Consider the following 26,815-nt stretch of genomic DNA (forward strand, 5'->3'; position numbering starts at 1 on the left):
GCGCATCAGCGGGCCACAGGCCAGATCGAACGGTGCTTGGGCGGCCTCGGCGCTGAGTTGGGCGAGCTGAGTAGCCGCGTCAGACACGCCGCGCAGGTCATGCCAGGTCATCGGCATCCCTGCCTCGGCGGGCAACAGCTGCACTTGCGGCTGACCCTCGACGCTGATGAACACCGAGCGCAGCGCTTCGTGACGCGCCCACAGCACATCCAGCGCTTGTTGCCACGCGATGGGGTTCAATGTACCGCGCAGGCGCAATGCCATCGGCATATGATACGTATCGCTCCCCCCATCGAGCTGCGCAAAGAACCATAGCCGTTGCTGCGCGAACGACAGCGGCAGTGCACCGTCACGCGACACCAGCGTGATCGCGGGTAGCGCCGCACCGTCTGACGCGCGTTGCGCCTCGAGTACCGCAGCCAAGCCAGCCAATGTGGGTGCAGCAAACAACGTCGCTAGCGGCAATGCGATGCCCAGCGCAGCTACCCGGTTCATCAAACGCACTGCCAGTAGTGAATGCCCACCGAGCGCGAAGAAATTGTCGTGCCGACCGACTCGTTTGACACTCAGCAACTCGCTCCAGATCGCCGCTAGCGTGGTCTCGAGCTCGCCTTGCGGTGCTTCATACGCCTGGTGCGCAAACGCGTCAGCGCTGGGTGCCGGCAATGCGCGCCGATCCAGCTTGCCGTTCGGTGTCAGCGGCAATGCATCGAGTCGCACGAATGCACTGGGCACCATGTACTCGGGTAGGCTCGCCGCCACCTGCGCGCGCAGTGTGCTCGCCAGTGGCTCGTCCGCTTCGGCCTGCACATAGGCAACCAGCCGCTTATCCGAGCCCTCACCGCATGCGAGCACCACCGCATCACGCACCTGCGGGTGCGCTGTTAAGCACGCTTCGATCTCACCCGGTTCAATGCGAAAGCCACGGATCTTGACTTGCTCATCATTGCGCCCCACAAACTCCAGATTGCCGTCCGGTAAATAACGCGCCAGATCCCCGGTCTTATACAGCCGTGCACCCGCGTCATCTGAGAACGGATCCGGCACAAAGCGCTCGGCGGTGAGTTCGGGCCGGTTCAGATAGCCGCGTGCCACCCCCGCGCCACCGATATACAGCTCGCCCACCGCGCCCAGTGGCACCGGCTGACCGTACGCGTCAAGCAGATAAACGCGCGTGTTTGAAATCGGCCGACCAATAATCGCCTGTGGCGGCACTTGCTTCACGCTGCCGTATTCATAGCACGTGACATCGCCATTCACTTCCGATGATCCATAAAAATTAAGCAACTGGATCTTCGGCCATATGGCAACAACTCGACGCGCTAACTCAGGCGCTAACCGCTCGCCACTGCATATGAGCATTCGCAGCATACCGAGCTGATCCGCTTCTCCTTCCAAAAGAGCTTTTAGCAACGACGGCACGATAACCAGATGGGACACTCCTGCCTGCCTTAGACGTCGTGCGAATAAGGACACATCTTTGACCTCAGCGTTGCTAAATACAACCAGCTTACCGCCAGCAAGCAATGTCCCAAGTAGCTCGGTGACGGAATCCACAAAGCCGATACTTGTCTTCAATGCAGTGACTGGCGGCTCTTTCAGCACATCCTGGACGAACCACAGCAAACGGTTCCTTAACCCCTCGATAGTTGCGCTCACCCCCTTGGGCTGGCCGGTGGAGCCCGAGGTATAAATTACATAAGCTAGGTGGCGCAGCGTCAAGGACGGCAACCGTGGATTATGTTCTGGATAATTGCGTTCAGCGCTGGTATCTAAATCGATGACTGGCATCGGCCACTTGTCGATTAACTCCCGCGTCGCAGCCTGCACGCATACCACTGCCGATGCGCTGTCCTCTAACATGTACGCGCGCCGCTCACTCGGATAGCTGGGATCGAGCGGAACATACACACCCCCAGCCTTCAAAACCGCCAGCAGCCCCACGACTAGCGCGGGACTGCGCTGCACGCAGACCGCCACGCGCGTGTCGGGCTTGACACCCCATTCGATTAACTGGTGTGCCAAGCGATTGGCTTGTGCGTTCAGCTCGGCATAGCTCAGTGTCTGCGCTTCATAGATCAGCGCTGGCGCTTCGGGGGTACGCTCGACCTGCGCTTCGAACAACTGGTGAATGCATTGGTGCGCCGGATACGCCTGCTGCGTCGCATTCCATGTCTGCAGCAGCAACTGACGCTCAGCCGGTGACAGCACCTCAAGCGTTGCAACCGGCTGCTTTGGGCAAGCCACCATGGCGCGCAACATCGTCTGTAGATACCCGACGTGCCGATCGATCGTGGATCGATCGAATAGCGCCGTCGCATACCCTAAGCTGCCGATGATCTCCTCGACTGCCTCAGATAAGTTCAGCTCGAGATCGAACTTCACTGCGTCATACTCCAGCTCAGCTGGCGTGGCCGTGAGCCCGGGTAGGCGCCACTCGCCTGGCGCATTGTTCTGCCACGCCAACATCACTTGAAACAGCGGCGTATGACTCAATCGACGCGGCGGCTGCACGATCTCCACCACTTGCTCAAACGGCAGATCCTGATGCGCTTGCGCGTCCAGCGTCGTGCGCCGCACGCGCGCGAGCAGCTGTGCAGTATCGGGTTCGCCCGACAAATCCACGCGCAACGCCAACGTATTGACAAAAAAACCAATCAACGGCTCGATCTGGCGGTGGTTACGATTAGCGCTGGGCGTGCCGATGACCACGTCATGCTGACCTGACAGGCGCGCGAGCACCGCGCTCCATGCGGCCAGCACCGTCACAAATAGCGTCGTGCCATGCTCAACGCTTAAGCGCTTGAGCGCTTGCGTGGTCGATGCATCGATCCGCACTGGCACGTGCGCGCCGGCAAACGACTGTTGTGCCGGGCGCGGCCGGTCGGTCGGGAGTGCCAGCAACACGGGTGCGTCGGCCAGCGTCGCACGCCAATAGTCGCTTTGCGCTTGCAGCCGCTCACCCGTGAGCCACTGCCGTTGCCAGGCCACATAGTCTGGATACTGAACCGTCAGCGGCGGCAACGGATCGGCTTGCGCCCCCACGCTCGCCGCGTACAGTGCACTGAACTCGCGCACCATCACCCCGATCGACCAGCCATCCGACACAATATGGTGTTGCGTGAGCAGCACCACGTGTTCGTCATCGGCCAATTGAATGCCGCACGCATGGATCAACGGACCGCGCGCCAGATCGAACGGCGCGTGCGTGGCTTCGTGACTCAAGCGGGCCAGTTGCGCCTGCGCATCGGGCACCCCACGCAGATCATGCCAGCGCAGCGGCACGCCCGTGTCCGCCGGCAGCAGCCGCACCTGTGGCTGACCCTCAACGCTCACAAACGTCGAGCGCAGCGCTTCATGGCGCGCCCACAGCGCATCCAATGCTTGTTGCCATGCCGCCCGATCCAGCGACCCGCGCACATGCAGCGCCAGCGGCATATGATACGACTGGCTGCCCCTATCGAGCTGCGCAAGAAACCGCAGCCGCTGCTGTGCGAACGACAGCGGCAAATTACCTTCGCGCGACACTGGCATGATCTCGGGCAGCGTATCGGTGCCTTGTTGCCAGTGGGCTTCAAGCGCCGCGGCAAACGCGGCCAACGTGGGCATCGCGAACAACGTCGCCAGCGGCACGTCGGCACCCAGTTCTCTGACTCGGTTCATCAACCGCACTGCCAGCAGCGAGTGGCCCCCGAGCGCAAAGAAGCTATCGTGCCGACCCACATGTTCGACACCCAATAGCTCGATCCAGATCGCCGCGAGCGTCGCCTCCAACTCGCCTTGTGGCGCTTCATACGCTTGATGCGCCAGCGCCTCGTCATCCGGTGCGGGCAGTGCACGCCGATCAAGCTTGCCGTTCGGTGTCAGCGGAAACGCGTCCAGCCGCACAAACGCGCTGGGCACCATATACTCGGGCAGCCTCGCCGCCACCTGCGCGCGCAGCGTGCTCGCGAGTAGCTCGTCTGCTTCGGCCTGCACATACGCCACCAGCCGCTTAGCCGAGCCCTCACCTGTTGCCAGCACCACCGCATCACGCACCTGCGGGTGCGCCGTTAAACACGCCTCAATCTCGCCCGGCTCAATGCGAAAGCCGCGGATCTTGACTTGGTCATCGTTGCGCCCCAAAAACTCCAGATTGCCGTCCGGTAAATAACGCGCCAAATCCCCGGTCTTATACAGCCGTGCATCCGCTTCATTTGAGAACGGATCGGGCACAAAGCGCTCGGCGGTGAGTCCGGGCCGGTTCAGATAGCCCCGTGCGACGCCTGCGCCTCCAATATACAACTCGCCGACCGCACCCAGTGGCACCGGCTGGCCGTGCGCATCGAGCAGATAGACTCTTGTGTTCGCAATCGGTCGACCGATGCTCTCAATCAATGCCTCGCCACGATGCATCGGCCGCCACGTCGAATAGGTGGTGCTCTCCGAAGGCCCATAAAGGTTACACAGACGCTGGATTGGCGTTTGCTCAAAGATTTGCTGAATGAAGCGCGCTGTCAGCGGCTCACCCGCCAGGTTAATCGTGGTGGCCGAAGATAAGTTAGCCCCATGCGCCAGCAGGGACTGCAGCGCGGAAGGCACCGTATTAATCAGTGAGACAGGCTGCGTCTGATGCATTAAAGCCAATGCATCTTTGACCAAGTGAACGGTCGAACCTTGCGCGAGCGGCACAAAGCACTCATAGACGGACAGATCAAAACTGATTGAGGTGGCAAATAGCGTATGCTGCGTCTCCAAGGGCGTAAAGGTTTGCACCGCCCAGCACAAGAAATTGACGGCTTGTGCATGTTCGACCATCACGCCCTTCGGGGTGCCGGTCGAGCCCGACGTATAGATCACATACGCCAGATGCCGGGCCGTCAGGCCCGCCACCGACGGATTCTTGTCCGGCAATGCCGGCAGGGTGGACGGATCGAGCACCGTGCACTCAGCCAGCGCTGCCTCGCCCAACGCAGCGCGCCCAGCTGCATCGGCCAGCACAATGCTCGGTGCCGCATCGGCGAGGATGTGCGCCAAGCGCTCGCCCGGATACGCGGGATCGAGCGGCACATACGCACCGCCGGCTTTCAAAATCGCCAGCAACCCCACGACCAGCGCAGCACTGCGCTGCACACAGATCGCCACCCGGGCATCGGGTTTGACGCCTAACTCGATCAACTGGTGTGCGAGGCGATTGGCTTGTGCGTTCAGCTGCGCATAACTGAACGTTTGATCTTCATAGACCAGTGCTGTCGCCTCGGGCGTGCGCTCAACCTGCGCTTCGAACAACTGGTGGATACATAAGTGCGATGGATAGTTTTGTTTTGTCGCATTCCACTCGACCAGCAGCCGATGCCGCTCGTCAGCGTCGAGCAGATCGATGCTGTCAATTGGTTGCGTGACGTCAGCGGCCAGCGCTTGCATAAACCGGACAAACCGACACCGATGCGCCTCAAGCTCTTCCGCCGTGTAGCATGCAGGATTCACGTTAAAGTCAATCCGTAATTGAGGGTTATCTGGCGCCCAATAGACCGCAAGCATCAAATCCTCGACCGGACCATTGAGCAGATTATGATTCGACGACGGATAACCATCGAACAATAGATCATAGTCAAACGGCATCACGTTGACTGTGGCGCCAAATAGTGCTTGTCCAGACATGAGCCCAAGCTTGCGCCGCAGCGCTTCGCTCGGATAACGTTGATACCGGAAGCCACGTTGGATCTGCGCAGCCTGCTGCAGCAACGATGCTAAGGCCAACTTCGTTTCGAACGTGAACCGCAGTGGAACTGTATTAGAAGCCACACCAGGAATATGTCGATTCGCGCCTAGGCGAGCGGTCACTGGCAAGCCTAGCGCCACATCTTGGGCTCCGGTCATCCGATGCAAATACGCAGCCAACGCGGCCGTTAGAAACTGGGTTAGCCGATCCACATCTGACGCAGCGTCGCCCAGCACCTGGGTCGCCAGATAGGCTGTCTGACGCAACCGGTGCTGTAAGGCCGGGGCGGCACGATTTGCCAGCGTCGCAGGCTCAGGCCAATGGGCACAGTGCTTGAGCCAATACGCTTCGTCTTTCTCCCGTTGGGCCGAGGTCTGATACTGCGCATCGCTTTCTAACAGCTTCAGCACCGAGCCCAACGTACAGGGCGCGGGCTCCTCTCCCACGCGCAGCGCGCTGTACACGTGTGCAACACGTTGCGCGATCAGGTACTGGCCATAGCCATCCATCATGATATGGTGATAGCGCTGATACCAAATCCATTGCGCGGGCGCCACTTTCAACAACGCATAGCAAAAAAGCGGTCCCTGCAACACATTCACCGGCTGCTGATAATCGGCCCGCATCCACGCCTGGGCCGCCGCCTGTGGATCCGCTTCTGCCGTCAGATCCAGCACCGGCATCGACCATGCCAGTGAGCCGATCCTCTGCCGCAGACCCGCTTCACTTTCAACAAATTGCAGGCGCAAGCTGTCGACTTCATCGATCACCTGCCGCAATGCCGCCTCAAACACCGTGGGATCGATCGCACCTTCAATGACCGTGTACTGGGCGATGTTGTAGACTGGACTGTCGGAATGAAGCTGCTGGGCAAGCCAGATCTCCGTTTGCGCCGAAGAAAGGGGGTAAGTGGTTAGAGAAACCGCGCCAGCAGACATCACATGGACTCCAAATTTGATCAGTGATTTATTCGATTTCAAGGGCGTGAGTCCACCTATCCCCTCACGCATTACATACAACCGCCTCGTCTCCGGGCAATCGCTTTGGTTTACCGCGGGGTGTCTTCGCCAAGCTGATCCGGATCAATTCCGTACCCCGTTTTCATCATTCTCACCTGGCTTTTCCGGCGGAATCGGACATTATTTGAGTGACCAGTTCTTGTCAACAAATTGAAAGCCATTCGATAATTCCGCGCTTATTATTAAGATATTTAACTAATATCGGTAAATTTTACAGAACATGGATGACGGCTTCTTGTCTCTGATTGCTTCGCGGCAAGTAGGTAATCACGCGACGCAGTGGGAATTACCTAGGAAATTGAAATGAATGCGTCCCACTCGTGAAGGCAGAAAGAGGAGTAAGGTGGATCTCACGGGCCCGCGGCACCAAAGTGCCGAAGTGGAAAATGCACGCATTTCTCAGCAGCCGGGAAGACCCACAAATGAATTGCACTCCAGCAGTTGGTGTAGATATCGCAAAGGCCGTGTTTGTGCGGCCTGCAAGCCGCCTGAATTTCGGTTTCACAGGATAAGGTATAACCTGACAAAACCGGTTGTTCTATCAACCATCCTCTACCGGGACATGCGGAGCGGGTAACGGCTCGGTGCGAAGCTCTGGGGGATAACGTAGCCACCGAATAACCGGTACGCCAACCTGTGAGGCAAGACGGAATCTGCCAGTACGAAGGCGCTGAGGAGCAAAAGATGAGCAGGTACGACCAACATAGGTGAACTTCCGTTTAAACGTCGTGACCTTTGGCAAGCGAAACATGCTGAAAAGCTTGGACCAAAACGGTGCGCGGCGAGCAGTGTTCTTTGAAATGCGTACTGTCGAAGGGGAAATGATCGGCAATCAAATCCGCCGCGGCCCTGAGCACGATACCACCGCCCCGATCAGCGCCCTTAGCCGCACCGTCGCCAACAATAGAATAGGCCAGCAATACGCATAGCCTATCTTTACCAACTATCAGATCGTCGCGTCGCTCAATAACGACACGTCTCGTACATTCGACGTGCTACCGCCCGACAGCTTGCGTCCCAGCGATCGTGTCAAAATCGACGGCAATCGGTTGACGCATTACTGACCACGCCGCTCACCCATCTTCCCCTACGTCCTGTGGGGCGGGCAGTGGCTCATGACCTGCTTTGGTCGGTGCGGGCGGATGCCCTGTTATCGTCGCCTTCTGCGCTTCGGTGAGCCGGCGATCCGCTGCGGTCGGCACATCGAGGCGCTGCCGTGGCGCGCCTCCCTGTTGCGGGGATCGCGCATCACCTGGCTTCGCCGGTGCTTCATTTGACTTTCGTTCCATAAGTCGTGCTCCTCAGTCTAAAAAACATGTCGGTCGATTCCAGTGCGAGCCAGCTTCCTTCCCGCACCCGCAGCCAGGCCGCCCGCTACGCCACAGACCACACCACCAGCGCCGCCACCGACGTGCGCCGCACTACCCGATGCCGGTGCCACTGCGTCCCCGATGCCGGTGCCACCGCGCCGCTCGAAGATGGCACACCAACGCCACTACTGTCCTGTAGTCACCGCTCACGCTGGTGCCGACTCGCGCCACCGCCAGCGCACGTGACGGGCGCGTTGCCCTACGACACCTTTTCATCGTCGTAGCGGTCCAATTCACAGTGGCGAGGTATCGGCGATAAGTGACTCATCGTCTGCCCAAATACACCTAAAGCAGCCGTGACTAGCCCATTGTCGGAGACCCATCGATACAGCACCTTGCTTGCGCGTCTCACTGGTCCCCCATAAGTACATGGACAGACGCGCGTGGCGCGCCTTGCCAATGTTTCAGCAGACTTCATTCCCGACCCGGCGTGTGACGGGCACGTAGGTTGCGCTTCGCCGCGTGCCCTTCGCCGCTGCCATGAAACACCATGCCTGACACACCGGCCCCGACTGCAACACAAGCCACCCCGCGTCGCCGGCAACGCCCCGCGCCCGATGCCGATGCGTGCGAGCAGTTGCGCTACGTGAGCGACACGCAGCCCGGCTATACGCGCCGTGCGGTTAATGGCCGGTTCGCGTACTTCGACACACGGGGCACGCGCATTCGCGATCGCGCGCGCATCGAGCGCATTAATGCGTTGGCGATACCGCCCGCGTATATCGACGTGTGGATCTGCCCGGACCCATACGGTCACTTGCAAGCCACCGGCCGCGACGCGCGCGGGCGTAAGCAATACCGCTATCACGCCGCTTGGCGCATGATGCGTGACACACACAAATACGCACGGATGGCCGACTTTGCGCGGGCGTTGCCGAAGATCCGCACGCGCGTGACGCGGGACCTGCAGCGCCCGGGGATGCCACGCGAAAAAGTGGCCGCGGCGTTGGTACGGCTGCTCGACCGTACACTGGTGCGGATCGGCAGCCCCGAGTACGCACGTGAAAACCGGTCCTACGGCTTGACGACCCTGCGCAAGCAACACCTAGCGCTCGACGCCGACCGCATGCGGCTGCGGTTTCGTGGCAAGAGCGGCGTCGAGCACGACGTCGACATCGACGACCCACGTATCGTGCGCGTCGTGCGACGCTGCATGGACCTGCCTGGCCATGAACTATTCCAGTATGTCGACGAGTGCGGCGAGCGGCACGCTATCGGCTCGACCGACATTAATGCGTACCTGCGCGAGATAAGCGGAACGGGCTTCACTGCGAAGGACTACAGAACGTGGGCTGGTAGCGTTCTTGCACTTGGCGCGTTGCGTCAGATTCCGCCGTGCAACCTCACGTGCGCGCGCCGGCATGTGATTGACACGGTCCGTCAGGTCGCCGATCTACTGCGCAACACGCCTGCCGTATGCCGTAAATGCTATATCCATCCCGTAGTGCTCGAGGCTTTCGAAACAGGTACGCTTGCCACACTTGAGCCGCTGCGCCAGCACCGGCGCCTGAAGGCCGACGAAGCGCTGTTCGCCTCCCTGCTTCACCATCACGCGCGCACAGCCCGCGCAGGGTCGCGCCGTACCCGATGACCCCTGCGCCACGGCGGGACATGCGCGCGCGTTAGCATCTAGCTGATTCAAATGGTAGCTTACGTTCGCACGCGACATCTTCGCCGACGCGCGGCCTCGCTGAGATTGCCGGCTTCGAGGATTTCGACCAGCAACGTAAGGGCGTTCAGGTCCATGGTTGCACGTGCTTCGCAGCGCATAAGGCATGACGCACGGCGCCATCACGCAGCAGTTCAAAATTTTTTGACAGTCTGTCAACCATCGTTGTAATTGTTAATACAGGTTATCGATTGGACAATTGGCCGGCGAAGTGCGCCGCGCGCCCCCCTATTCCGGAGACACGCCCAATGACCCTCGCTCCCTCCCCGACCCAACCCGTGAGCCATGAACGACACGGTAAGGTTCTAGTTGTCACGATCGACTATCCGCCAGTGAATGCACTTGGGGTCGCGGTACGTCGAGGCCTGATCGACGCGATCGACGCCGCTGAGGGCTGCGACGAGGTCGCAGCGGTGTTGCTGCTCGGCGCGGGCCGTAACTTCATCGCCGGCGCCGACATCCGCGAGTTCGGCAAGCCACCATTGTCGCCGTCGCTGCCGCAGGTATGCCAGCGCATTGAATCGTGCCGCAAGCCCGTGGTCGCCGCGATTCACGGCGCGGCGCTGGGGGGCGGCTTAGAAATCGCGCTGTCCGCGCACTACCGGATCGCCACCCCCGGCGCGAAACTCGGCTTGCCGGAAGTGCAGCTCGGCCTCATGCCGGGGGCCGGTGGCACGCAACGCACACCGCGACTGATCGGCGCGCGTGCCGCGCTCGATCTGGCATTGAGCGGACGCCATGTCAACATCGACGAAGCACTCCAGCTCGGACTACTGGACCGCATCAGCCAAAGCGACGACACGCGAGCGGAAGGCCTGGCCTATGTGCAGGCGTTGTTAGCCTCGCACGCCGGAGCACGTCCGACCCGCTGCGCCAAGGCACTCGCGGATCGCGACGCGAGCCATGCGGCCGTGCAGGCCGCCCGCGCCGACGTCGTGCGCCGCTCGCGTGGGCTATTCTCGCCGCTGAAAATCGTCGAGGCGATCGAAGCAGCTATCGATTTGCCGTTCGACGAAGGAATGAAGCTTGAACGCCAGGCATTCCTGCAATGCCTTGACAGCCCGCAGCGCGCGGGGCTCGTGCACGCGTTCTTTGCCGAGCGCGAAGCCGCCAAGACACCGGAAAGCCAGCATGCATCACCGCGCACGATCGACACGGTTGGCGTGGTCGGCGGCGGCACGATGGGCGCCGGCATCGCGGTAGCCGCGCTCGATGCGGGCTTTCCGGTCACCCTGATCGAACGCGACGATGCGTCGCTGGCACGCGCTCGGGCCCATGTGCAACGGGTCTACGACGGGCTGGTTGTCAAGGGCAAGCTGAGCGCGTCGGCCAGTGCCGTCACGCTGTCCCGGCTCTGCGGCAGCACATCGTATGACGCGTTGGCCAACGTGGATTTGGTCATCGAAGCGGTATTCGAAGATCTCGCGGTGAAGAAAGCCATTTTTGCGCAGCTGGACCGTGTCTGCCAGCGCGGCGCCGTGCTGGCGACCAACACGTCATATTTGGACATCGACGAGATCGCCGCCAGCACCGGGCGCGCGAGTGACGTGATTGGACTGCACTTCTTTTCGCCGGCCAACGTGATGAAGCTGCTCGAGATTGTCGTGCCGGCCAAGGTGGATGCCGACGTCGTGGCCACGGCGTTCGAGTTCGCCAAGCGCCTGCACAAGACGCCCGTGCGAGCCGGAGTGTGCGACGGTTTCATTGGCAACCGGCTGTTGGCCGTATATCGTGCTGCCGCCGATGCGATGATGGAGGACGGCGCCTCACCCTACCAGATCGATCGCGCGATCCGCGATTTCGGCTTTCCGATGGGGCCATACCAGGTCATCGACCTGGCTGGCGGCGATATCGGCTGGGCCGCCCGCAAGCGCCGTGCGGCTACGCGCGATCCGCGCGCCCGCTACGTGCAGATCCCGGACCGCCTGTGTGAACGTGGCTGGTTCGGCCAGAAAACCGGTCGTGGTTATTACTTGTATGAGTCGGGCCAACGCACCGGCACGCCCGATCCCGAGGTCGAGGCAATCATCGCATCCGAGCGACAGCGGGCCGGGATAACACCACGCGAATTCACCGACGAGGAAATCGTGCGCCGCTATTTGGCCGCCATGATCAACGAGGGCGCCAACGTCGTGCATGAGCGCATTGCATTGCGGCCGCTCGATGTGGATGTCGTGCTCGTGCACGGCTACGGATTTCCGCGCTATCACGGCGGCCCGATGCACTACGCCGACACGCGGGGCCTGGCGAACGTGCTCGCCGATATCCGGCAATTCGCGCGTCAAGATCCGTTATTTTGGCAACCATCGCCATTGCTCGTCGAACTAGCGGACAAAAGCGCCACCTTTGCAAGCCTGAACCGCCTCGCCGACGCGTAGGCGCAGCGGCCCGTCGCCCTGGCGGGCCCTGGGCATATAACTTGCGAAAGCGACGTCCGGTCGGTTACTCGGACGTTGCGCAACGCTTATGCTCGGACAATCCTGATATTCGCCCGCCCGGAAAGTCACTATATTGAAGGCTGTCTAGTCGACGTGAACCATAACGCTGCACGCAAACCACCAATACGAGTCAAGTTCAGACCGTATTGACTGGGTACTTTTTACACGACGACAAAAATCCGACAAGGATGTTGTCAGCGCGGGGAAAGCACGACCGACAGGGCCATACTTAAAGTCACCGCCCAGGCAGGCTATTGTCTTCATCCAGCCTGGAACGGCGTCCTCTTTCTATGCCACGTACGGTATGAACGCCAGTCTCAATGCACCAATGACACTCAAGGAGAGTGTGGAACAGGCGATACGCGACAACACGTTCCGCCTGCGCTATCAGCCCCAGGTCAACCTGACCAGCGGCTGGATAGAAGGGGCCGTCGTATCGCTGTATTGGCCGGACCCGGACGGCAAACCGGTCGCCCAATCGGCCTTGCTGAGCGCCGCGCACGACAGCGAGATCGTGGTCGAGGTCGGCGAGTGGATGCTGCGCCAGGCCTGCCAGCAAAATTACAAGTGGCAGCAGGCCGGACTGCCACCGATCCATGTCGCAGTGCCGATGCCCGCCGCGCTATTTCGCATGCAGAACGTGGCGCAGCGCGTGGAAGCGATTTTGCAGCAGGCGCAGTTGCATGGATGCTACCTAGCGTTAGACATCGCGGAAACGGCATTGCTCGAGAACCTGGCCCATGCCGATGCGGCGCTGTCCGCGCTGCATGCGTTGCAGGTCCAGAGCACGGTTACGGACGTGCGTTTTCGCGCGCAGGGCGACGAGCACCTGGCCACGCTGCAACTGGACCGGATCAAGCTCGATGGCGCGTTGGTATCGCCATCGGCCAAAGCACGCACCGGCGAGACACTCGCCAGGCTGCTGGTGGCGCATGCACACTCCACCGGCCTAAAGATCACCGTCCATGACGTTAACAGCTTCGAGCAATTCGAGTTTTTCAGGCGTCACGAATGCTTCGAGATGATCGGCAATTTTTACTATCGCCCGGTCGACAGCGCCGTCATGTCGCAATTGCTTAACCGCGAATCGAAATCGTCACTGCTTTGAGGTATCCAACCGGTCCGCGCAAGTTGTGCGAAGATGCGACAATCAAAGACTTGCAACGCGTTTCGGAGCTGCAACATGGGCAAGCAGGCCATTGGCGTGATCGGACTCGCGGTCATGGGTCGCAATCTGGCATTGAACATCGAAAGCCGCGGCTATGCGGTATCGGTCTACAACCGCACGCGTGAGCGCACTGACGCGTTGATCAGGGCATTGCCGGATCGCAAATTGGTCCCGACTAATACGTTGCAAGCGTTCGTCGAATCGCTCGAAACGCCGCGACGTATCCTGCTAATGGTCAAGGCCGGCACGCCGACCGACGACACCATTGCTGCGCTCAAGCCGCTGCTGGAACGGGGGGACGTGCTGATTGACGGCGGCAATACCCATTTCACCGACACGATGCGCCGCCACCGCGAACTGGCCGACGCCGGCCTGCATTTCATCGGCACCGGCGTGTCGGGTGGCGAAGAAGGCGCGCTGCACGGCCCGTCGATCATGCCGGGCGGGCCACGTGACGCATACGAGCGCGTCGAACCGATTCTCACGCGCATTGCCGCGCGTGCCGACGACGGCGAGCCATGTGTCGCGTACATGGGACCGGACGGCGCCGGCCACTATGTGAAGATGGTCCATAACGGCATCGAGTACGGCGACATGCAGTTGATCGCCGAAAGCTATGCCTTGCTCAAGCATGTCGCGGGCTTGTCCAACGCGCAATTGCGCGACGTGTACGCGCAGTGGAACGAAGGTGAGCTTGACAGCTACCTGATCGACATCACGTCCAAGATCTTCGCGCGCAAGGATGACGAGACCGGCCAGGATCTGGTCGATGTCGTGCTCGACCGCGCCGCGCAGAAAGGCACCGGCAAATGGACCAGCCAGAACGCATTGGACCTGGGCGTGCCATTGCAGTTGATCACTGAGTCAGTGTTCGCCCGCGTGCTGTCCTCGCTTAAATCCGAGCGGGTGATGGCCAGCCGCCAACTGAGTGGCCCGTCGCCGCGCGCGCTGACGGGTGCACGCGAGCCATTCATCGAGGCGATCCGGCGCGCGCTGTATCTAAGCAAGGTGATTTCATACGCGCAAGGGTTCGCGCAATTGCGTGCCGCGTCCGATGAGTATGGATGGGATTTGCAATATGGCACGATCGCGCGCATTTTCCGCGCCGGCTGCATCATCCGCGCGCGCTTCCTGCAAAAGATCACCGACGCGTATGCGCAAAATCCGGCGCTGGTCAACCTGTTACTCGCGCCCTATTTCCGCGATGTCGCCGCACAATACCAGACGGCGCTGCGCGAGGTCGTGGTTGCGGCTGTGCAAGCCGGCGTGCCAGTGCCGGCGTTCGCGTCCGCGATCGCGTATTTCGACGCGTACCGCGCCGAAACATTGCCGGCCAACCTGATCCAAGCGCAGCGCGACTTTTTCGGCGCCCATACGTTTGAACGCATTGACAAACCCGGTAGTTTCCATGCCCGTTGGGTGTAGCGACACCCGTTTCGCCATGACACCGCGTGTGCCGTGCCGCCCTGCCGTGATGGACACGCAGCCGTTCCTGTTGATCGATTGTCCTATATTCATGCTGCGCAACGCTGTTCCGCCCCAGCCGTTATTTTGCTTACCCCGTTTGTGCCCCAACGGAGGCCGGGAATGAACGATCCACGATTCGATCCCAACATGGCGACAGCAATGCCTGGGGCGGCAGCCGCAGACGCGGCGCTGGCCGAACCACCGGCAAAGCAAGCGTCGAACGCACCACCGAATTCGTCAAACGATCCGGCGCAGGATGTTCCGCTGGAACCCCCGCCCGCGCCGCCGCCCTCCGAGGCAGCCGCGCGTCAATGGCACGACCTGCCGCGCCCCACCGTCCAACCGGATCCAACCGGTGCGTTGTTCCGTTCGCTCTCCGGCCTGCTCGCCGCGTATGCGGTGCTGATGGTCGGCAACGGGCTGTTCACAACGCTGATCCCGATCCGGATGCTGCATGCGGGACTGTCGACGGTCGCAGTCGGGCTCGTGCAGTCATGCTACTACGTGGGATTTGTCGCAGGGGCCGTGACCAACAGCCGGCTGATCGAGCGCATCGGCCAGCATCGCGCATTCGTCGCGTTTTCGGCTGGCGCTGCGCTGACCGCGCTCGCATTCGGCACGTTCGACTCGCCATGGATCGGCGGCGCGCTGCGCTTTTGCAGCGGTGTTGCATTCATGGGTGTCTACGCGTGCGTCGAGAGCTGGCTCAACGGCGCGGTCCCGAACGCGATGCGCGGCCGGGTGTTCTCGGCGTACCTGGCGATCACGTACCTGGGCGTCGGCGCGGGGCAGTTCCTGCTGGACATAGCCGGCGCATCCGGCGGGCGCAACCTGCTGATCGTCGGTGCGCTGTTTGTTGGCGCCATCCTGCCCGTCACGCTGCTGGAAGGTTGGCCAGTACACGTATTCGAGGACCGGGCCGGCGTGCGCCGCCCTCGGTCATGGATTGGCAATGCCATCGATCTGTGGCGCGATACGCCCTTGGCGATTCCCGGTTGCATCTGCGCTGGGTTGCTGTCCAGTGCGTTTTATTCGATGACCCCAGTGTTCCTGACTGGCATCGGCTTTTCGGTTAGCGAACTGTCGCACTTCATGGGCCTCGTGTTGATCGGCGCATTGCTGTCGCAATGGCCAATCGGCAAGTTGTCAGACCGCATCGAGCGCCGCGTGCTGGTGTTCCACCTTGCGGTGCTGGCCACCATCCTGAGTGCCTCGTTGATCATCGTACGCGTGCATTGGTTTGTCGGTATCGCAACGCTCGTGTACGTCGCCGCGGCGTTCACGCTTTACGGGGTCATCGTCTCCTATGTGAACGATCATATCGACGCAAACCGGCGCATTGCGATCAGTGCGACGCTGTTAATCTTGTTTTCGATCGGCGGACTATCGGGGCCGACGATTGCATCCATGGCGATGACCGTGCTTGGACCGGGGGGCCTGTTCGTGTTCAATACCGCGACGGCTGCACTGCTTGCCTATGCAGCGCGCCGGTCGATCACCGGCGGGCGGGCAACGCGGCCCGAGATGCCGTGATGACATGACGGCGCGCAGCGGGCTGCCACGCGCTTGTACAACCTTGTGCGCCATCATTGCGCTTGCACAGCCCTGTAGCACCATCATTTCGCGATCGGGATCGCCGCCTTCGCGGCCGGCTACGGCGCATTGAGGCCGCCGGCTGCCCCAGGCGTGCGTTGTCCGTCACCATGACGATTGTCGTGCCCGCCGGCTAGCCTTGTAGATTCTTCTCGACGCTGAAGGTGCCCACGGCCCGCTTTACGAGCGGCGCAGCAAAGCTACCGATAAAACGATGTTGTGCACGAACACCTTTCGACGTGCTGGGCATCGGCCATCAAGATTGCTCGCGTGAATTTATCCAGCCTGTACTCGACCGGCAGTTGCAACGCGATGCACACCGGATTGCCGTGTCTTATTTTCGCCCAACCGATATACGTCGATGGCGCGCGCCTATCGAAACCATTTCGTCCGAAAATAATATGCACATTGTGCATTCTTGTGGCCGTCGTATAAACGCGGTGATAATCCGCTCGCCTATTGCCGCGGCCAGCACGGTTTCAACTAACGTGCGAGCGCCTCACGCGTCGCTAGTGACTCACGCCGTGCATGCCGACCGTACCGCGATATTGGGTTTGGTGCAGCAATTTACTTCTCAAGTTCATTAATTGCTAACGCCAAAATAATGAAATGGAAAGGAATAAATTTATCAGTTTAAATTTGGCCGCCGCATCACGGAACACATGAATACATCATTACAATTCGAAGCGCGTGGCACCATTGTGCAAGCACGTTCCTCAACGAGGAAGCGTGCACGTGCCCATGTCGCGGCATTTCGCATGTCACACCGATCGCACGCGAGGTGACATTCTGCGCCGCGAATCTACTGTCACTGACCTTCGCCGGTCCGCTCAGCCGAATCCGCACCACGAACCCAATGCTGGCAGACCGTTACACATCTCGATCGACGCGCGCGCATGCGCTGCGTCACTCGAAAAAACAACAGGAATACGCATGATTTCATGCGCCCACTGCAAGGCCAAACTACCCAATAGCCAGAAGTTCTGCAGCACATGCGGCACGCCGGTCATGGCCGCCCCGAGCAAAGAAGCCAGGACAGCTTGCCGACATTGCGGGCATACGCTGCCCGCGCGTCAGCACTTCTGCAACAAGTGTGGTACGCCCGTCGCAACTTCAACGAATATCGATAAGGTCGACGTCGAATCAAGCCTGCCGAGGGCCAGAACGCCCGTGGCTTCCTCGGCCGCCCACCATGGACCCGAGTCGCCCCCGGTCAACACTCACCCGACAGACTTGCCTGACGTTAAGGCCGTATCGGCGAATGCAATAGCAAATACGCAGCATGACAGCAACGACAACGTCACTGGAGCGTCTGCCGCGCCGGATGATGTCGATGGCAAGCATTCGGCCCCGGCCCAGCTTAACGCCTCACGCCCAGCGGCCGCAGCCAACCAGCACGGTGACGCGGCTTCCGACACGGACGGCCGAATCACGCTTAAAGCACTGACCCAGCTCGCACCGACTGAGTCGGGTCCGTCGTCACAACCGAGTTCATGCACCGGTACTGCGCTGGCCTCGAACACGCCGTGGCGGCGGACAGTGGCCATCGCGAGCGTCACGATCGTCGCGGCATGCGTTTGCGGCGCGCTCTGGTGGCATAAGCATCACGCTGCTTCCACACAGGCCCCGGTCGCGGCATCGACCATTTCCGATTCGAGCATGAACGCTTCTGGTGCGGTAGCTTCCGAATTGGCGGCTGCCAACACGCCCACGTCGAACGCGGCTTCCTTAGGCACAGCAACTTCGGACACGGCCGTCGCCACCACCGCCGCCCCGGCCACGATGCTTTCAAACACACCGGCGAATGCGCCGGCGTCGGCTGAAACCGCCGCGGCGTCCACGCCGACCACAGCGGGCCCCGCACCCGCAGCACGGGTTGCGCAGTCTCAATCAGCGGCAACGGCACCGGCCGAACCCCCTGCCGTTGCGGCAGTGTCCCCCAAGCCGCGCCGTGCGCCCGAGCGCAAGTCGAACGCAACGGCATCCCCCGCATCCGCAATCAGCGGGCTACTCAGGCGCGCCAACGGCGATCTGTCGTGCGGCCAGTACGACAAAGCCATCGCGACAGCAGAGAGCGTGCTGATGCTCGACCCTGGTAACGGACAGGCGAAGGGGCTCGTTGCCCGAGCCAAGGCGCAGCAAATGGAAGCACTGCGAAATAGCAGCTCACTTGAGTGACATATCGGAGAAGACTGAGATGAAATTCCAGAAAACCCTGGCGGTGACCTGCGCGGTCACGTTGCTGGCAAGCGCCTGCGCCACTCAGAACGGTACGAACACGGGCTCAACGGAAACCGTGTTGCGTTGCACGGCACTGGGCGCCGGCGGCGCAATCGTTGGCGCACTGTTCGGCGGCACGAAAGGCGCGCTCAGCGGCGCGGCGGCCGGGCTCGCCGCGTGCGCCGTAATCGAAGTGGCGACGCGGCAGACCAAGACGTCCGCCGAAGTCGATCGCGAATATCGCGCAAGCAATCGCAATAGCCTGCCGACGTACGCGAAGATCGATGCCTACACTACCACGGTAACGCCGCGCACGGCCGTCAAGACCGGCGAGCCGATTAAGCTGCAATCGCAGATCCGCGCGGTATCGGGCACGAACGAGGCTGTGCAGGAAGTGAAGGAGGTGGTGACCGTCTACGCCCCTTCTGGCCAAGCATTCAAGCGCGGCGAAAAGATTGTCAACACAGCACCCGGCAGCGGCGAATTCGACAACAGTTTCACGTTGAAGCTACCGGCCGGTGCGCCGCAAGGCACGTACACACTCAAGAGCCAGGTCGTGCTGAACGGCAAGTCAGGCTCGACCCGTCAATCGAGCGTCCAGCTTGCCCAGGTCGAGGGTGTCACCGTCGTTGCGCTGCTCGACGCACCCGCCGAACGCTAAGCCGGCTCAAAATCGAAAGGAGATTGACGATGTCCATGACCGACCACACGCTAGCAACAGGCCAGTTCGGACTGCTGCGTGCAGCCGAAGCGGTGACGAACTGGCGCGCGCTAGCCATGTGCGCGCTCTCCGTCGTCGCGACGATGCTCATTGGCATGCTTACGATGCAGATGCTGCGCCACAGTATCATGCTTGGCTTGCCGTTCATCCTTGCAACGATCGCCGCGATGATCGTTGGCTATTCGGCAGTCGGCATCATCCTGATGCGTGGTGCACAGGGCGAACGTGTTGGCTTTATCGATGCGCTGCGTCAGGCTGCGCTCACCGCGCACCGGTTCGTCGGTGTCGGCGCCCTGCTCGGCACCGGCTGGCTGGCGCTACTGCTGGCGCTGCTGTTCGTATTCTTCGTCTGCAAGATCCCTGGTGTCGGCCCACTACTGTACGCGATCGCCTATCCGATTGCAGCAATCGTGGCGGGTGCCGCCTTTGCCGGTATGTGGTACGTCGGCTACCCGCTCGCGGCCCCTGCGATTTGGCAGGGCAACTCGACACTGCAGACTACCGCGCGCCTGCTGCACATAGGTCGTCATCAACTGCTTGGCATGATCATTCAAATGTTCATGCTGCTGTTGCTCGTCGGCGTTCTATCCATTATCGTGTTCGGCATTCTTGGCACCGGCATGGTGATCGCGTCGTCGGCATCGATGGGGGTGGGCATCAGGCCGTTAAGTGGTCTGTTCGACCTGCTCAGTGGCCTCGGCAGGGTTGACGGATTTGGCGGGCTCAGCACTTTCGACGGCCAATACGGCGGCTATGGCATGAACGGCAATGCGATGGGCAGCGCGTCCGGCAACGGCTTAGACCGCCATAGCATAGCGTACCTTGGGTCGTTCGGCTTCGGCAACGGCCTGTTGATCGCGATCGGCCTGGTCATTCCCTTTTTGACGTTCGTGAACGGGACGTGCCTTATCTATCTGCAAACCGCCAGTGGCATCGACGTTTCGGTCACCGAAAGGAAGCTAAGGCAGCGCGTCGCCGACGCAAGGAGACGGGCTAGGCAGGCGCGCGCGGCTTATGCGAGCGGCGCGATGACGAACCCGCCCGCTGCGCCGCACGGTGCGTCGCCGCACGCCCCGACGCCCACGTCGCGTGACACGGCGACGCACCCTACGCCAAGCGACAACAACGGCGCCACGACGTGCACGCAATGCCACAAGCCGATGGGCGAGGAAGACCTGTTCTGCGGCGAGTGCGGCACGCGGCGCCAGGCCTAACGGTTACATGCTAACGGTTATGGGAATCGGCGGCCTGCCTGTTGGCCACGGCCCTCGCGTTCGCCGTACAGGCCGCGATTAACGTGCGGTCGCCTGCCGGGGCGCGGCAGCAAACCGCAACGACGACGGCGGGCGGATACTGCATGGCATCGGGCGGCAGACCGTCGCAGCCGGCATCGGGCTGGCCGACTGACCGAGGCAATTCATGGCAGACACCGACGCGACACCGAACGGGGATCCGGCCTATATCGTCAGTTTGGCAGAACGATCGGTTGCAGACATCTATTCCGGCCGGCAATCGATCGTGGACCGTTGCGGCGCGTTGGTGAACTACAAACTGCTATTCCGACATGAGCAGGACGACATAACGAGGCGATACGCACTGCCGCCGTGCCCGGCCTGGACTGCCAGCAGGCCGGTGGTCCACGGAAGCGGATTAGACATCCTCGGGGTCTTCGAGATCCAGGTCAAGCAGCACACTGCTCAGCGACTTGCCATGCGCGTCCAACGCAAGCGATCGAGTCACGCCGCCACCGAGCGCATGTTGGGCAACGAAGTTGAACGCCGCGAGCCTCGGCAATTCGTAGCGGATGACGTCGCCCCGTACCACGTCCTGCAAGTGAGCTTTCACCCGCTCGGCCGACAGCGTGCGACGCAAATACTCATAGTGGCGACTGTCGTAACATATGACCGATATGTTCAACGTATCCCCCTTGTCACCGGTACGCGAGTGAGCTAGATCCCGCAACTTCATCTTATGCCTCCACGAATTCGAATGTCGGGTGCACATGTGCCCTTGGCAACAAGATCGATTGCACGGCGAGTACCTCGCGTGTTGTCTTGCTGACGCCACCGCCGCCCGCAGGACCATTGGTATAGAGCGTCTCCACCTCATTGCCGATGCGCATCGCATCCCCAATCGACGCAGTCCGTCCCGCGACGCGCGCCCGAACTTCGTATGGCTCACCGTCGCGCGTTCCCGCGCGTCCAGACAGGGCGTTCACGCCAATCAGGTCAAGCCGCAGCTCCCGGGTTTCAACGCCGGTCAGTTGCAGCCGTTCACGCACGATATCGAGTGCGGCGCGCGCCCGCGCCAGCGCGCCCGGGCCACAGTACGAGATCTGTCCTTCGCCGATGAAGCCATCCAGATAACCGACCGAGACCTTCAGCGTATCGGTGTGCGCCGTACCACGGCCGCCGGCCAGACGGACACGATCGGGCGCTTCTTCCAATACCCGGACCTCGGTGAAATCCGCCACGACGTCAGGTTGCACGTAGCGACTCGGGTCATGGATCTCATAGAGCAATTGCTCCTTGCACGTTGCCTCGGTCACTCGACCGCCGGCGGCGGGCAATTTTGTTATGACGGCGGCTCCATCCGCGCAAACCTCGGCGATCGGAAACCCCAGGCGGGCAAGATGGGGTACGTCTTTGAAACCCGGATCGGCAAAATAACCGCCTGTGACCTGGCCCGCACACTCCAGCAAGTGCCCGATGACAGTGGCTTGCCCGAGCCTATCCCAGTCATCCCTGTTCCAGCCGAACTCATGAATCAGCGGTGCGATGAAAAGCGCCGGATCGGCGACGCGTCCCGTCAGCACAACATCCGCGCCGGCCGCCAGCGCGGCGATGATCGGCGCCGCGCCCAGATAAGCGTTCGCCGACACAAGCCGCTCAGCGTACGACGCTACGCTGTCACCCGACTCCTCAAAATAGAAGTTGCCCTGTCGTACGACGTCTAGCACGTCATCTCCTGTCACCGCGGCAATCTTCAAGCCGTCCAGGTCTAATGATCGAGCGATCTGGGCTGTCTTGCGCGCAGCCGCAAGCGGATTGGCCGCGCCCATGTTGGAGATGATTTGCACGCCGTTACGCGCTGCGACAGGCAGAACGGCCATCATGCGTGCCTCAAGCAGCGGGTCATAGCCCAGTTCTGGGTTACTGCGCCGCATTTGCTGGGCGATGGCGATCGTTCTCTCCGCGAGACATTCGAATACGAGATAGTCTAGTTCGCCGTATTCGGCCAGTTCGACAGCGGGCTCTATCCGGTCGCCCGAATATCCGGCGCCCGCACCGACGCGCACTCGGCGCGGATCGTGAGTTACAGCCATGGCCTCATTCTCCATCAACACTCACAAGGGGAAAACGCCCAGTACGACTGCTGCGACAGTCATGACAATCGAAGCACCAAACAACAGAGGGAAGCTAAATTTCTGGTGATCGGCGAGATCGATACCACACAATCCGACCACGAGGAATGTGGCAGGCGTGAGTGGACTAACGGGAAATCCCGTGGTCATTTGTCCGAGCAACGCTGCTTGCGCGACCTGCAACGCAGGCACACCAAGGTGCCCCGCCACTTCGGCAATAACCGGTAATACACCAAAATAGAACGAGTCAGGATCAAACAGCATGCTGAGCGGCATCGCTATGAGCCCGAGCGTAAAAGGGATATGGCTAGCCATCTCTTGGGGCACCAGGCCCACTGCAGAGTGAGCCATCGCTTTGAGCATGCCACTACCTTGCAGCACTCCGGTAAAAACGCCCGCCGCCAGTAGAATGCCGGCCATCATCAATGCGGCTCGCGCATGCGCATCGATACGATTACGCTGCATCTCGACATTCGGATAGTTGACCACTAAGGCAATGCATAGCCCGACCATAAACACTATTGCAGGCGGCACTTTGTCTCCCATCGCCACCAACGTGCCAAGCACGCTTATTGTAAGGCCGACGTTAAACCAAAAATACTGAGGACGACGTACCTTCATTTCTTCGGGTGTGAGCTTGCGCTCGGGTATCGGTATTGGCTTGGTGAGGCGCGTGAATCCAAGTCGCTTTTCCTCGCGACGACCAAGCAGATATGCGGTACCAAATACGAACACCAACCCAATCGCCTGGACTGGTATGAGCGGGTTGAAGATCGACGAAACGGGCAAATTCAACGATGCGGATGCCCGGATCGTGGGCCCTGTCCACGGTAAAAAGTTAATCCCCGCCGCCATTGATACAGCTGCCGCCAACACACGACGATCCATCTTCAAGCGATCGTAAAGTGGCAGCATCGCTGGAATGGTTACGAGGAAACACACTGCACCTGAACCGTCGAGATGGATCAGTAACGCCAGCAGTGTCGTTCCTATGACGATGCGTGTCGGCCTCGTACCAACCGCTCTTAGGATGCGGTCGATAATCGGATCAAGCATACCGGCGTCCGTGATCGTTCCGAAATAAAGAATCGCAAATATGAACATGCCAACGACCGGCGCCATGTTTCTTAAGCCGTCGATCACGAACTTGCAAGTCTGCCACCCAAAGCCTCCGATCAACGACGCAGCAATGGGCACCACAATCAGCGCTACCAGCGGCGACATTCGCTTCGAAAGGATAACTGCGAGCAAGACCACGATAGTAGCGAATCCTAGCAACGGCAACATGATCGGTCCATGGTTTATCGTTCAACTCGACCAAGGATATTTTCATCCATCGGATAAATCAATTGAAATAATTTAATCACAGCATTCGAAAACACAACGGATATAAGACTGCGCTATATCAGAGCCTTTGTCACCGTAGCTCAGACGGGAAGCTTCACACTGGCCGCGGCCCGCCTACATTTGTCTGCGCCTGCACTAACATCCAGGTTCGCAGATTGGAAGAGGCGGTGGGCACGCGCCTACTTGATCGCAACAGTCGTAAAGTGGCGATGCTCCCCGTGGGACATGCATTGCTTCCTGCGCTGAAGCAATCGCTGCATGATATGGAAAAGTGCTGGTTGACGCACGCACGTTGGGCGACGGTTTGAGCGGTGTCGTGCGGATCACTTGCCGACGTTTACCACCCGTAACGGAGCGATTTGTATCGGCGTTGCGGCGCAAGCTCAATGACGGCGCAACATTGGCGTAGGCTGGGTCGGCAGTCGGCCTAGCTCACCGTGTTTCCGCTGGCCGCAATCTAACCAATACGCCGATGGCGCGATGCCCGATACTCGCGCGATCTCGAACGAATATGGCAGGCAAGCACGACAGCACGTGCGATGCGCGAACCTCACACGGGCACGCACGTGCTCAATGCCCTTGTCTTTCAGGCATTCAATGGTGCGCTCGTAATCGACGTGCCTGCCTATTTGGGACATTTATTTACCGCTGGCGGTCGCACGCGAGCAACACGGACGGATCCGTTTGAGGTCGGTGACACCTCCCGCAACCGAAGACGGCCAGATTCGCATCGCGGAGATCGTGGGTCTGGGTCGTCAAGCATGCGGCAACATCCACCTGTCCGAAACCGAAGCCTTGCGCCCAATCCGCATTCTGAAAATCGACAACAAGGGCCGGCACAACCGTCGCGTATGCATTGGCTTATTGAATCGATGAGCGCGGAGATCAGGTCTTGAACCAATGACACACACTGTCCCGCTCTTATCTCGCTACCAGCAGCATGGGCGCAAAGAGCGTACGGCATGCACATCGCAGACAGCGTCACCCGGTCCGTCGGTCACAGCTGTCAACTTGATCGCTTGTTGCCGGGCTCGTGCGTGCGCTCGCTATACGTTTCATTGCCGCAATGCGGGCATTTCGGAATCGGCGTGCCGGCCGGCACGTGCGTCGAGCGATGGCACTTTGCGCAACGAAAGTCCCCCGTCTTCTGCGCCCTTTCTCCAGCACGCGCTGTTATCTTCGTCCTCTGGCCAGCCCGATATACGCGCCACTCAACGCGGCACTTTTACCTTGACTTCAGCCGCCGCAAGCTGCAGCGTGCTGCCGTCCTGCCACGCGTCCGCACCGGCAATCGGCTGCGGCTGCGCCAGATCAGCACGGCGCCGACGCAGCGCGTCGGTAGACACGCCGAACCGCGCGTCACGCGCCCGCACGCGCGCACGGTCAAGTTGCCCGTCATCTGTGAAACTCATCATCAGTTGCGGAATGCCAAACGGCAACGCATGATCACGATCGATCTGCCACGTATGCCACGTCTTGCCATACGTGTTGACGAGTTGCCCCATCAGCGCGTGCTCGGCCTGCTCCGGGATACCCGGCGCCAGAAGTTCTCCGGAACGCACTTCGTAGCGATGACTGTGCCATAGCCGTCGCTCCTCGTCGGGCAGCGTGCGGAATACACGCTCGCTGACGATGTATTCGATGCCAATCAGCTTGGCATCCGGTGCATCCGAATCATAGATCACGCATTGATGGAAGTCTTCTGTCAGGTGCGTGCAGTAATGAAAGGCCTCGACCTGCCGGCCCATGTCGTCCGCATAGAAATGGAAACCGTTCAGGAACGCGCTCATCGCGTCAACAGGCCGCTTTTTCTGCAACAGTCGTGCGCCCGTATCGAGCACGCGGCTTCGCGGCGACAGCTTTGCTCCGGGCACGGGTGTGCCGTGATCTTCGTCGGCGCGGGCCGACGACGCCGACACGCCAGCCGCGGAGGCCAGCGCGATCTTGAGCGCTGACGACGTGAACGCTCGGCGGCACGCGCAGATTGCAGGTTGTTTCATTGATCACCCCGTTATTCGTGAATAGGGCCGCGGTGGCCCTCAAGATACAGACCGATGTGCCGCACAGGCATCATGCCGATAAATCGCCACCACTGCGCGGCTCAACGTCCTTTGGATTATCAAGATGCCCCGGCGGCGGCTGGTATGGGCCCCGGTCCGGTTCCGGTTTCTGCGGAATCATCGTTTCATCCATGCTGCCATGGCCTTTTTGGTGCACCTTGCCGTCCTTGTCGATGGTTACTTCGCTTTCACCCTCCGCGTGTTTACGCATAGCGGGGTCGGCGCAATCAGCGGCATCGCGATGTTTCATCATGGGTCTCCTTCAACAGGCGCGCAGCAACAGCGCGCGTCCCTGGGTAGAGCAAACCGCATGCCGCTATGTGGCAGCCCGGTGCCGGAACGAGCAAACGCCGCGATGCTCCGTCGTCATGGCCACTACACTGCTATGAAAGGCAACGCCGGTGCTCGCCGACCGCCGAAGACCGCTGCCACCCACATGCCGCCTTGGCGGACGGCACCAATCTTCATCAATGGCGGAAATTGGACCGCTAGGTCTTTTACATCTACGACCTTGACAATGCATCTAAGTATTTATATCTTTAGATATGTCTTACGACTTTATTGGAGAAAGCGATGCGTCATTTTTCTCTTTTCCGCGATGGGCCACGCAGCCCGCGCTCGTGGGACGATTGCATGCCGTTTGCCGCGCTACGCCACGCGATGGGCCGGCACAGCCAC

At 60.7% G+C, this 26,815-nt stretch carries 21 protein-coding genes and 2 pseudogenes; 10 read left to right on the plus strand and 13 right to left on the minus strand.

The features are described from left to right. From KPG66_RS15520 to KPG66_RS15530, 3 genes are all read right to left on the minus strand, one after another. The coding region (locus KPG66_RS15520; RefSeq protein ID WP_237071381.1) for a non-ribosomal peptide synthetase at positions 1-6,639 on the minus strand (6,639 nt) is incomplete at its 3' end. An 800-nt stretch (positions 6,640-7,439) separates the two neighbouring features. After that, entirely contained in the window at positions 7,440-7,640 is a 201-nt protein-coding gene (locus KPG66_RS15525; RefSeq protein ID WP_237071382.1) for a hypothetical protein, read from the minus strand. A 153-nt stretch (positions 7,641-7,793) separates the two neighbouring features. After that, positions 7,794-8,009: a hypothetical protein gene (locus KPG66_RS15530; protein WP_237071383.1), complete on the minus strand. Its 216-nt coding sequence runs from the start codon at positions 8,007-8,009 to the stop codon at positions 7,794-7,796. A gap of 571 nt (positions 8,010-8,580) precedes the next feature. On the opposite strand from KPG66_RS15530, the gene KPG66_RS15535 reads away from it, so the two are divergent. Further along, positions 8,581-9,681 (plus strand): DNA topoisomerase IB, encoded by a 1,101-nt coding sequence (locus KPG66_RS15535; protein ID WP_237071384.1) that lies wholly within the window; start codon positions 8,581-8,583, stop codon positions 9,679-9,681. A gap of 36 nt (positions 9,682-9,717) precedes the next feature. On the opposite strand, the pseudogene KPG66_RS15540 reads toward KPG66_RS15535, so the two are convergent. After that, positions 9,718-9,836, minus strand: a pseudogene (locus KPG66_RS15540) (LysR family transcriptional regulator); the annotation flags it as partial. A gap of 171 nt (positions 9,837-10,007) precedes the next feature. Between KPG66_RS15540 and KPG66_RS15545 the strand changes: the two are divergent. The 4 genes from KPG66_RS15545 to KPG66_RS15560 all read left to right on the plus strand — a co-directional run bounded on the left by KPG66_RS15545 (position 10,008) and on the right by KPG66_RS15560 (position 16,365). Then, positions 10,008-12,137, plus strand: coding sequence for a 3-hydroxyacyl-CoA dehydrogenase NAD-binding domain-containing protein (locus KPG66_RS15545; protein ID WP_237071385.1), 2,130 nt, complete (start codon positions 10,008-10,010; stop codon positions 12,135-12,137). 388 nt (positions 12,138-12,525) lie between these two features. Further along, positions 12,526-13,305 carry an EAL domain-containing protein gene (locus tag KPG66_RS15550; protein WP_041754838.1) on the plus strand — a complete coding sequence of 260 codons (780 nt, stop codon included), beginning with the start codon at positions 12,526-12,528 and terminating at the stop codon, positions 13,303-13,305. A gap of 75 nt (positions 13,306-13,380) precedes the next feature. Continuing rightward, positions 13,381-14,790, plus strand: coding sequence for an NADP-dependent phosphogluconate dehydrogenase (gndA, locus tag KPG66_RS15555; RefSeq protein WP_237071386.1), 1,410 nt, complete (start codon positions 13,381-13,383; stop codon positions 14,788-14,790). Between the two features lie 162 nt (positions 14,791-14,952). Continuing rightward, positions 14,953-16,365 (plus strand): MFS transporter, encoded by a 1,413-nt coding sequence (locus KPG66_RS15560; RefSeq protein WP_237071387.1) that lies wholly within the window; start codon positions 14,953-14,955, stop codon positions 16,363-16,365. An 890-nt stretch (positions 16,366-17,255) separates the two neighbouring features. On the opposite strand, the gene KPG66_RS15565 is transcribed toward KPG66_RS15560, so the two are convergent. The 3 genes from KPG66_RS15565 to KPG66_RS15575 form a co-directional block, all read right to left on the minus strand. Next, entirely contained in the window at positions 17,256-17,435 is a 180-nt protein-coding gene (locus KPG66_RS15565; protein ID WP_237071388.1) for a hypothetical protein, read from the minus strand. 210 nt (positions 17,436-17,645) lie between these two features. Beyond that, positions 17,646-17,972, minus strand: coding sequence for a hypothetical protein (locus KPG66_RS15570; RefSeq protein ID WP_237071389.1), 327 nt, complete (start codon positions 17,970-17,972; stop codon positions 17,646-17,648). 57 nt (positions 17,973-18,029) lie between these two features. Further along, entirely contained in the window at positions 18,030-18,275 is a 246-nt protein-coding gene (locus KPG66_RS15575; protein WP_237071390.1) for a hypothetical protein, read from the minus strand. An 82-nt stretch (positions 18,276-18,357) separates the two neighbouring features. Here KPG66_RS15575 and KPG66_RS15580 point away from each other — a divergent pair, with 82 nt between their 5' ends. The 3 genes from KPG66_RS15580 to KPG66_RS15590 are packed head-to-tail and all read left to right on the plus strand — an operon-like array spanning position 18,358 to position 20,580. Then, the gene (locus tag KPG66_RS15580) at positions 18,358-18,603 is read left to right on the plus strand and encodes a hypothetical protein (RefSeq protein WP_237071391.1); all 246 of its coding nucleotides are present in this window, start codon (positions 18,358-18,360) and stop codon (positions 18,601-18,603) included. A gap of 19 nt (positions 18,604-18,622) precedes the next feature. Further along, entirely contained in the window at positions 18,623-19,306 is a 684-nt protein-coding gene (locus tag KPG66_RS15585; RefSeq protein WP_237071392.1) for a hypothetical protein, read from the plus strand. 29 nt (positions 19,307-19,335) lie between these two features. After that, positions 19,336-20,580 carry a zinc ribbon domain-containing protein gene (locus KPG66_RS15590; RefSeq protein WP_041754846.1) on the plus strand — a complete coding sequence of 415 codons (1,245 nt, stop codon included), beginning with the start codon at positions 19,336-19,338 and terminating at the stop codon, positions 20,578-20,580. 436 nt (positions 20,581-21,016) lie between these two features. Here the strand turns inward: KPG66_RS15590 and KPG66_RS15595 are convergent, their stop codons facing one another. From KPG66_RS15595 to KPG66_RS15605, 3 genes are read right to left on the minus strand one after another with little or no spacing between them, the layout of a single operon-like run. Beyond that, a complete protein-coding gene (locus tag KPG66_RS15595) occupies positions 21,017-21,334 on the minus strand; it encodes an AtuA-related protein (protein ID WP_237071393.1) in 318 nt (105 codons plus the stop codon). Position 21,335: 1 nt separating this feature from the next. After that, positions 21,336-22,691, minus strand: coding sequence for an acyclic terpene utilization AtuA family protein (locus KPG66_RS15600; protein ID WP_237071394.1), 1,356 nt, complete (start codon positions 22,689-22,691; stop codon positions 21,336-21,338). Between the two features lie 21 nt (positions 22,692-22,712). Beyond that, positions 22,713-24,017, minus strand: a complete 1,305-nt coding sequence (locus KPG66_RS15605; RefSeq protein WP_237071395.1) for a CitMHS family transporter — start codon at positions 24,015-24,017, stop codon at positions 22,713-22,715. A gap of 75 nt (positions 24,018-24,092) precedes the next feature. Between KPG66_RS15605 and KPG66_RS15610 the strand changes: the two are divergent. Both KPG66_RS15610 and KPG66_RS15615 read left to right on the plus strand, forming a co-directional pair. After that, positions 24,093-24,408 (plus strand): annotated as a pseudogene (locus KPG66_RS15610) (LysR family transcriptional regulator); the annotation flags it as partial. Positions 24,409-24,770: 362 nt separating this feature from the next. After that, positions 24,771-24,953, plus strand: a complete 183-nt coding sequence (locus KPG66_RS15615; RefSeq protein ID WP_237071396.1) for a metal-dependent hydrolase — start codon at positions 24,771-24,773, stop codon at positions 24,951-24,953. A 130-nt stretch (positions 24,954-25,083) separates the two neighbouring features. Here the strand turns inward: KPG66_RS15615 and KPG66_RS15620 are convergent, their stop codons facing one another. The 3 genes from KPG66_RS15620 to KPG66_RS15630 all read right to left on the minus strand — a co-directional run bounded on the left by KPG66_RS15620 (position 25,084) and on the right by KPG66_RS15630 (position 26,387). Then, a complete protein-coding gene (locus tag KPG66_RS15620) occupies positions 25,084-25,254 on the minus strand; it encodes a zinc ribbon-containing protein (RefSeq protein WP_237071398.1) in 171 nt (56 codons plus the stop codon). A 34-nt stretch (positions 25,255-25,288) separates the two neighbouring features. Further along, positions 25,289-26,077, minus strand: a complete 789-nt coding sequence (locus tag KPG66_RS15625) for an OBAP family protein (protein ID WP_237071397.1) — start codon at positions 26,075-26,077, stop codon at positions 25,289-25,291. A gap of 70 nt (positions 26,078-26,147) precedes the next feature. After that, positions 26,148-26,387, minus strand: coding sequence for a hypothetical protein (locus tag KPG66_RS15630; protein WP_157864560.1), 240 nt, complete (start codon positions 26,385-26,387; stop codon positions 26,148-26,150). Positions 26,388-26,815: the final 428 nt, after the last annotated feature.

The organism is Mycetohabitans sp. B2, assembly GCF_021733735.1.
Taxonomy (GTDB): Bacteria; Pseudomonadota; Gammaproteobacteria; order Burkholderiales; family Burkholderiaceae; genus Mycetohabitans; species Mycetohabitans rhizoxinica.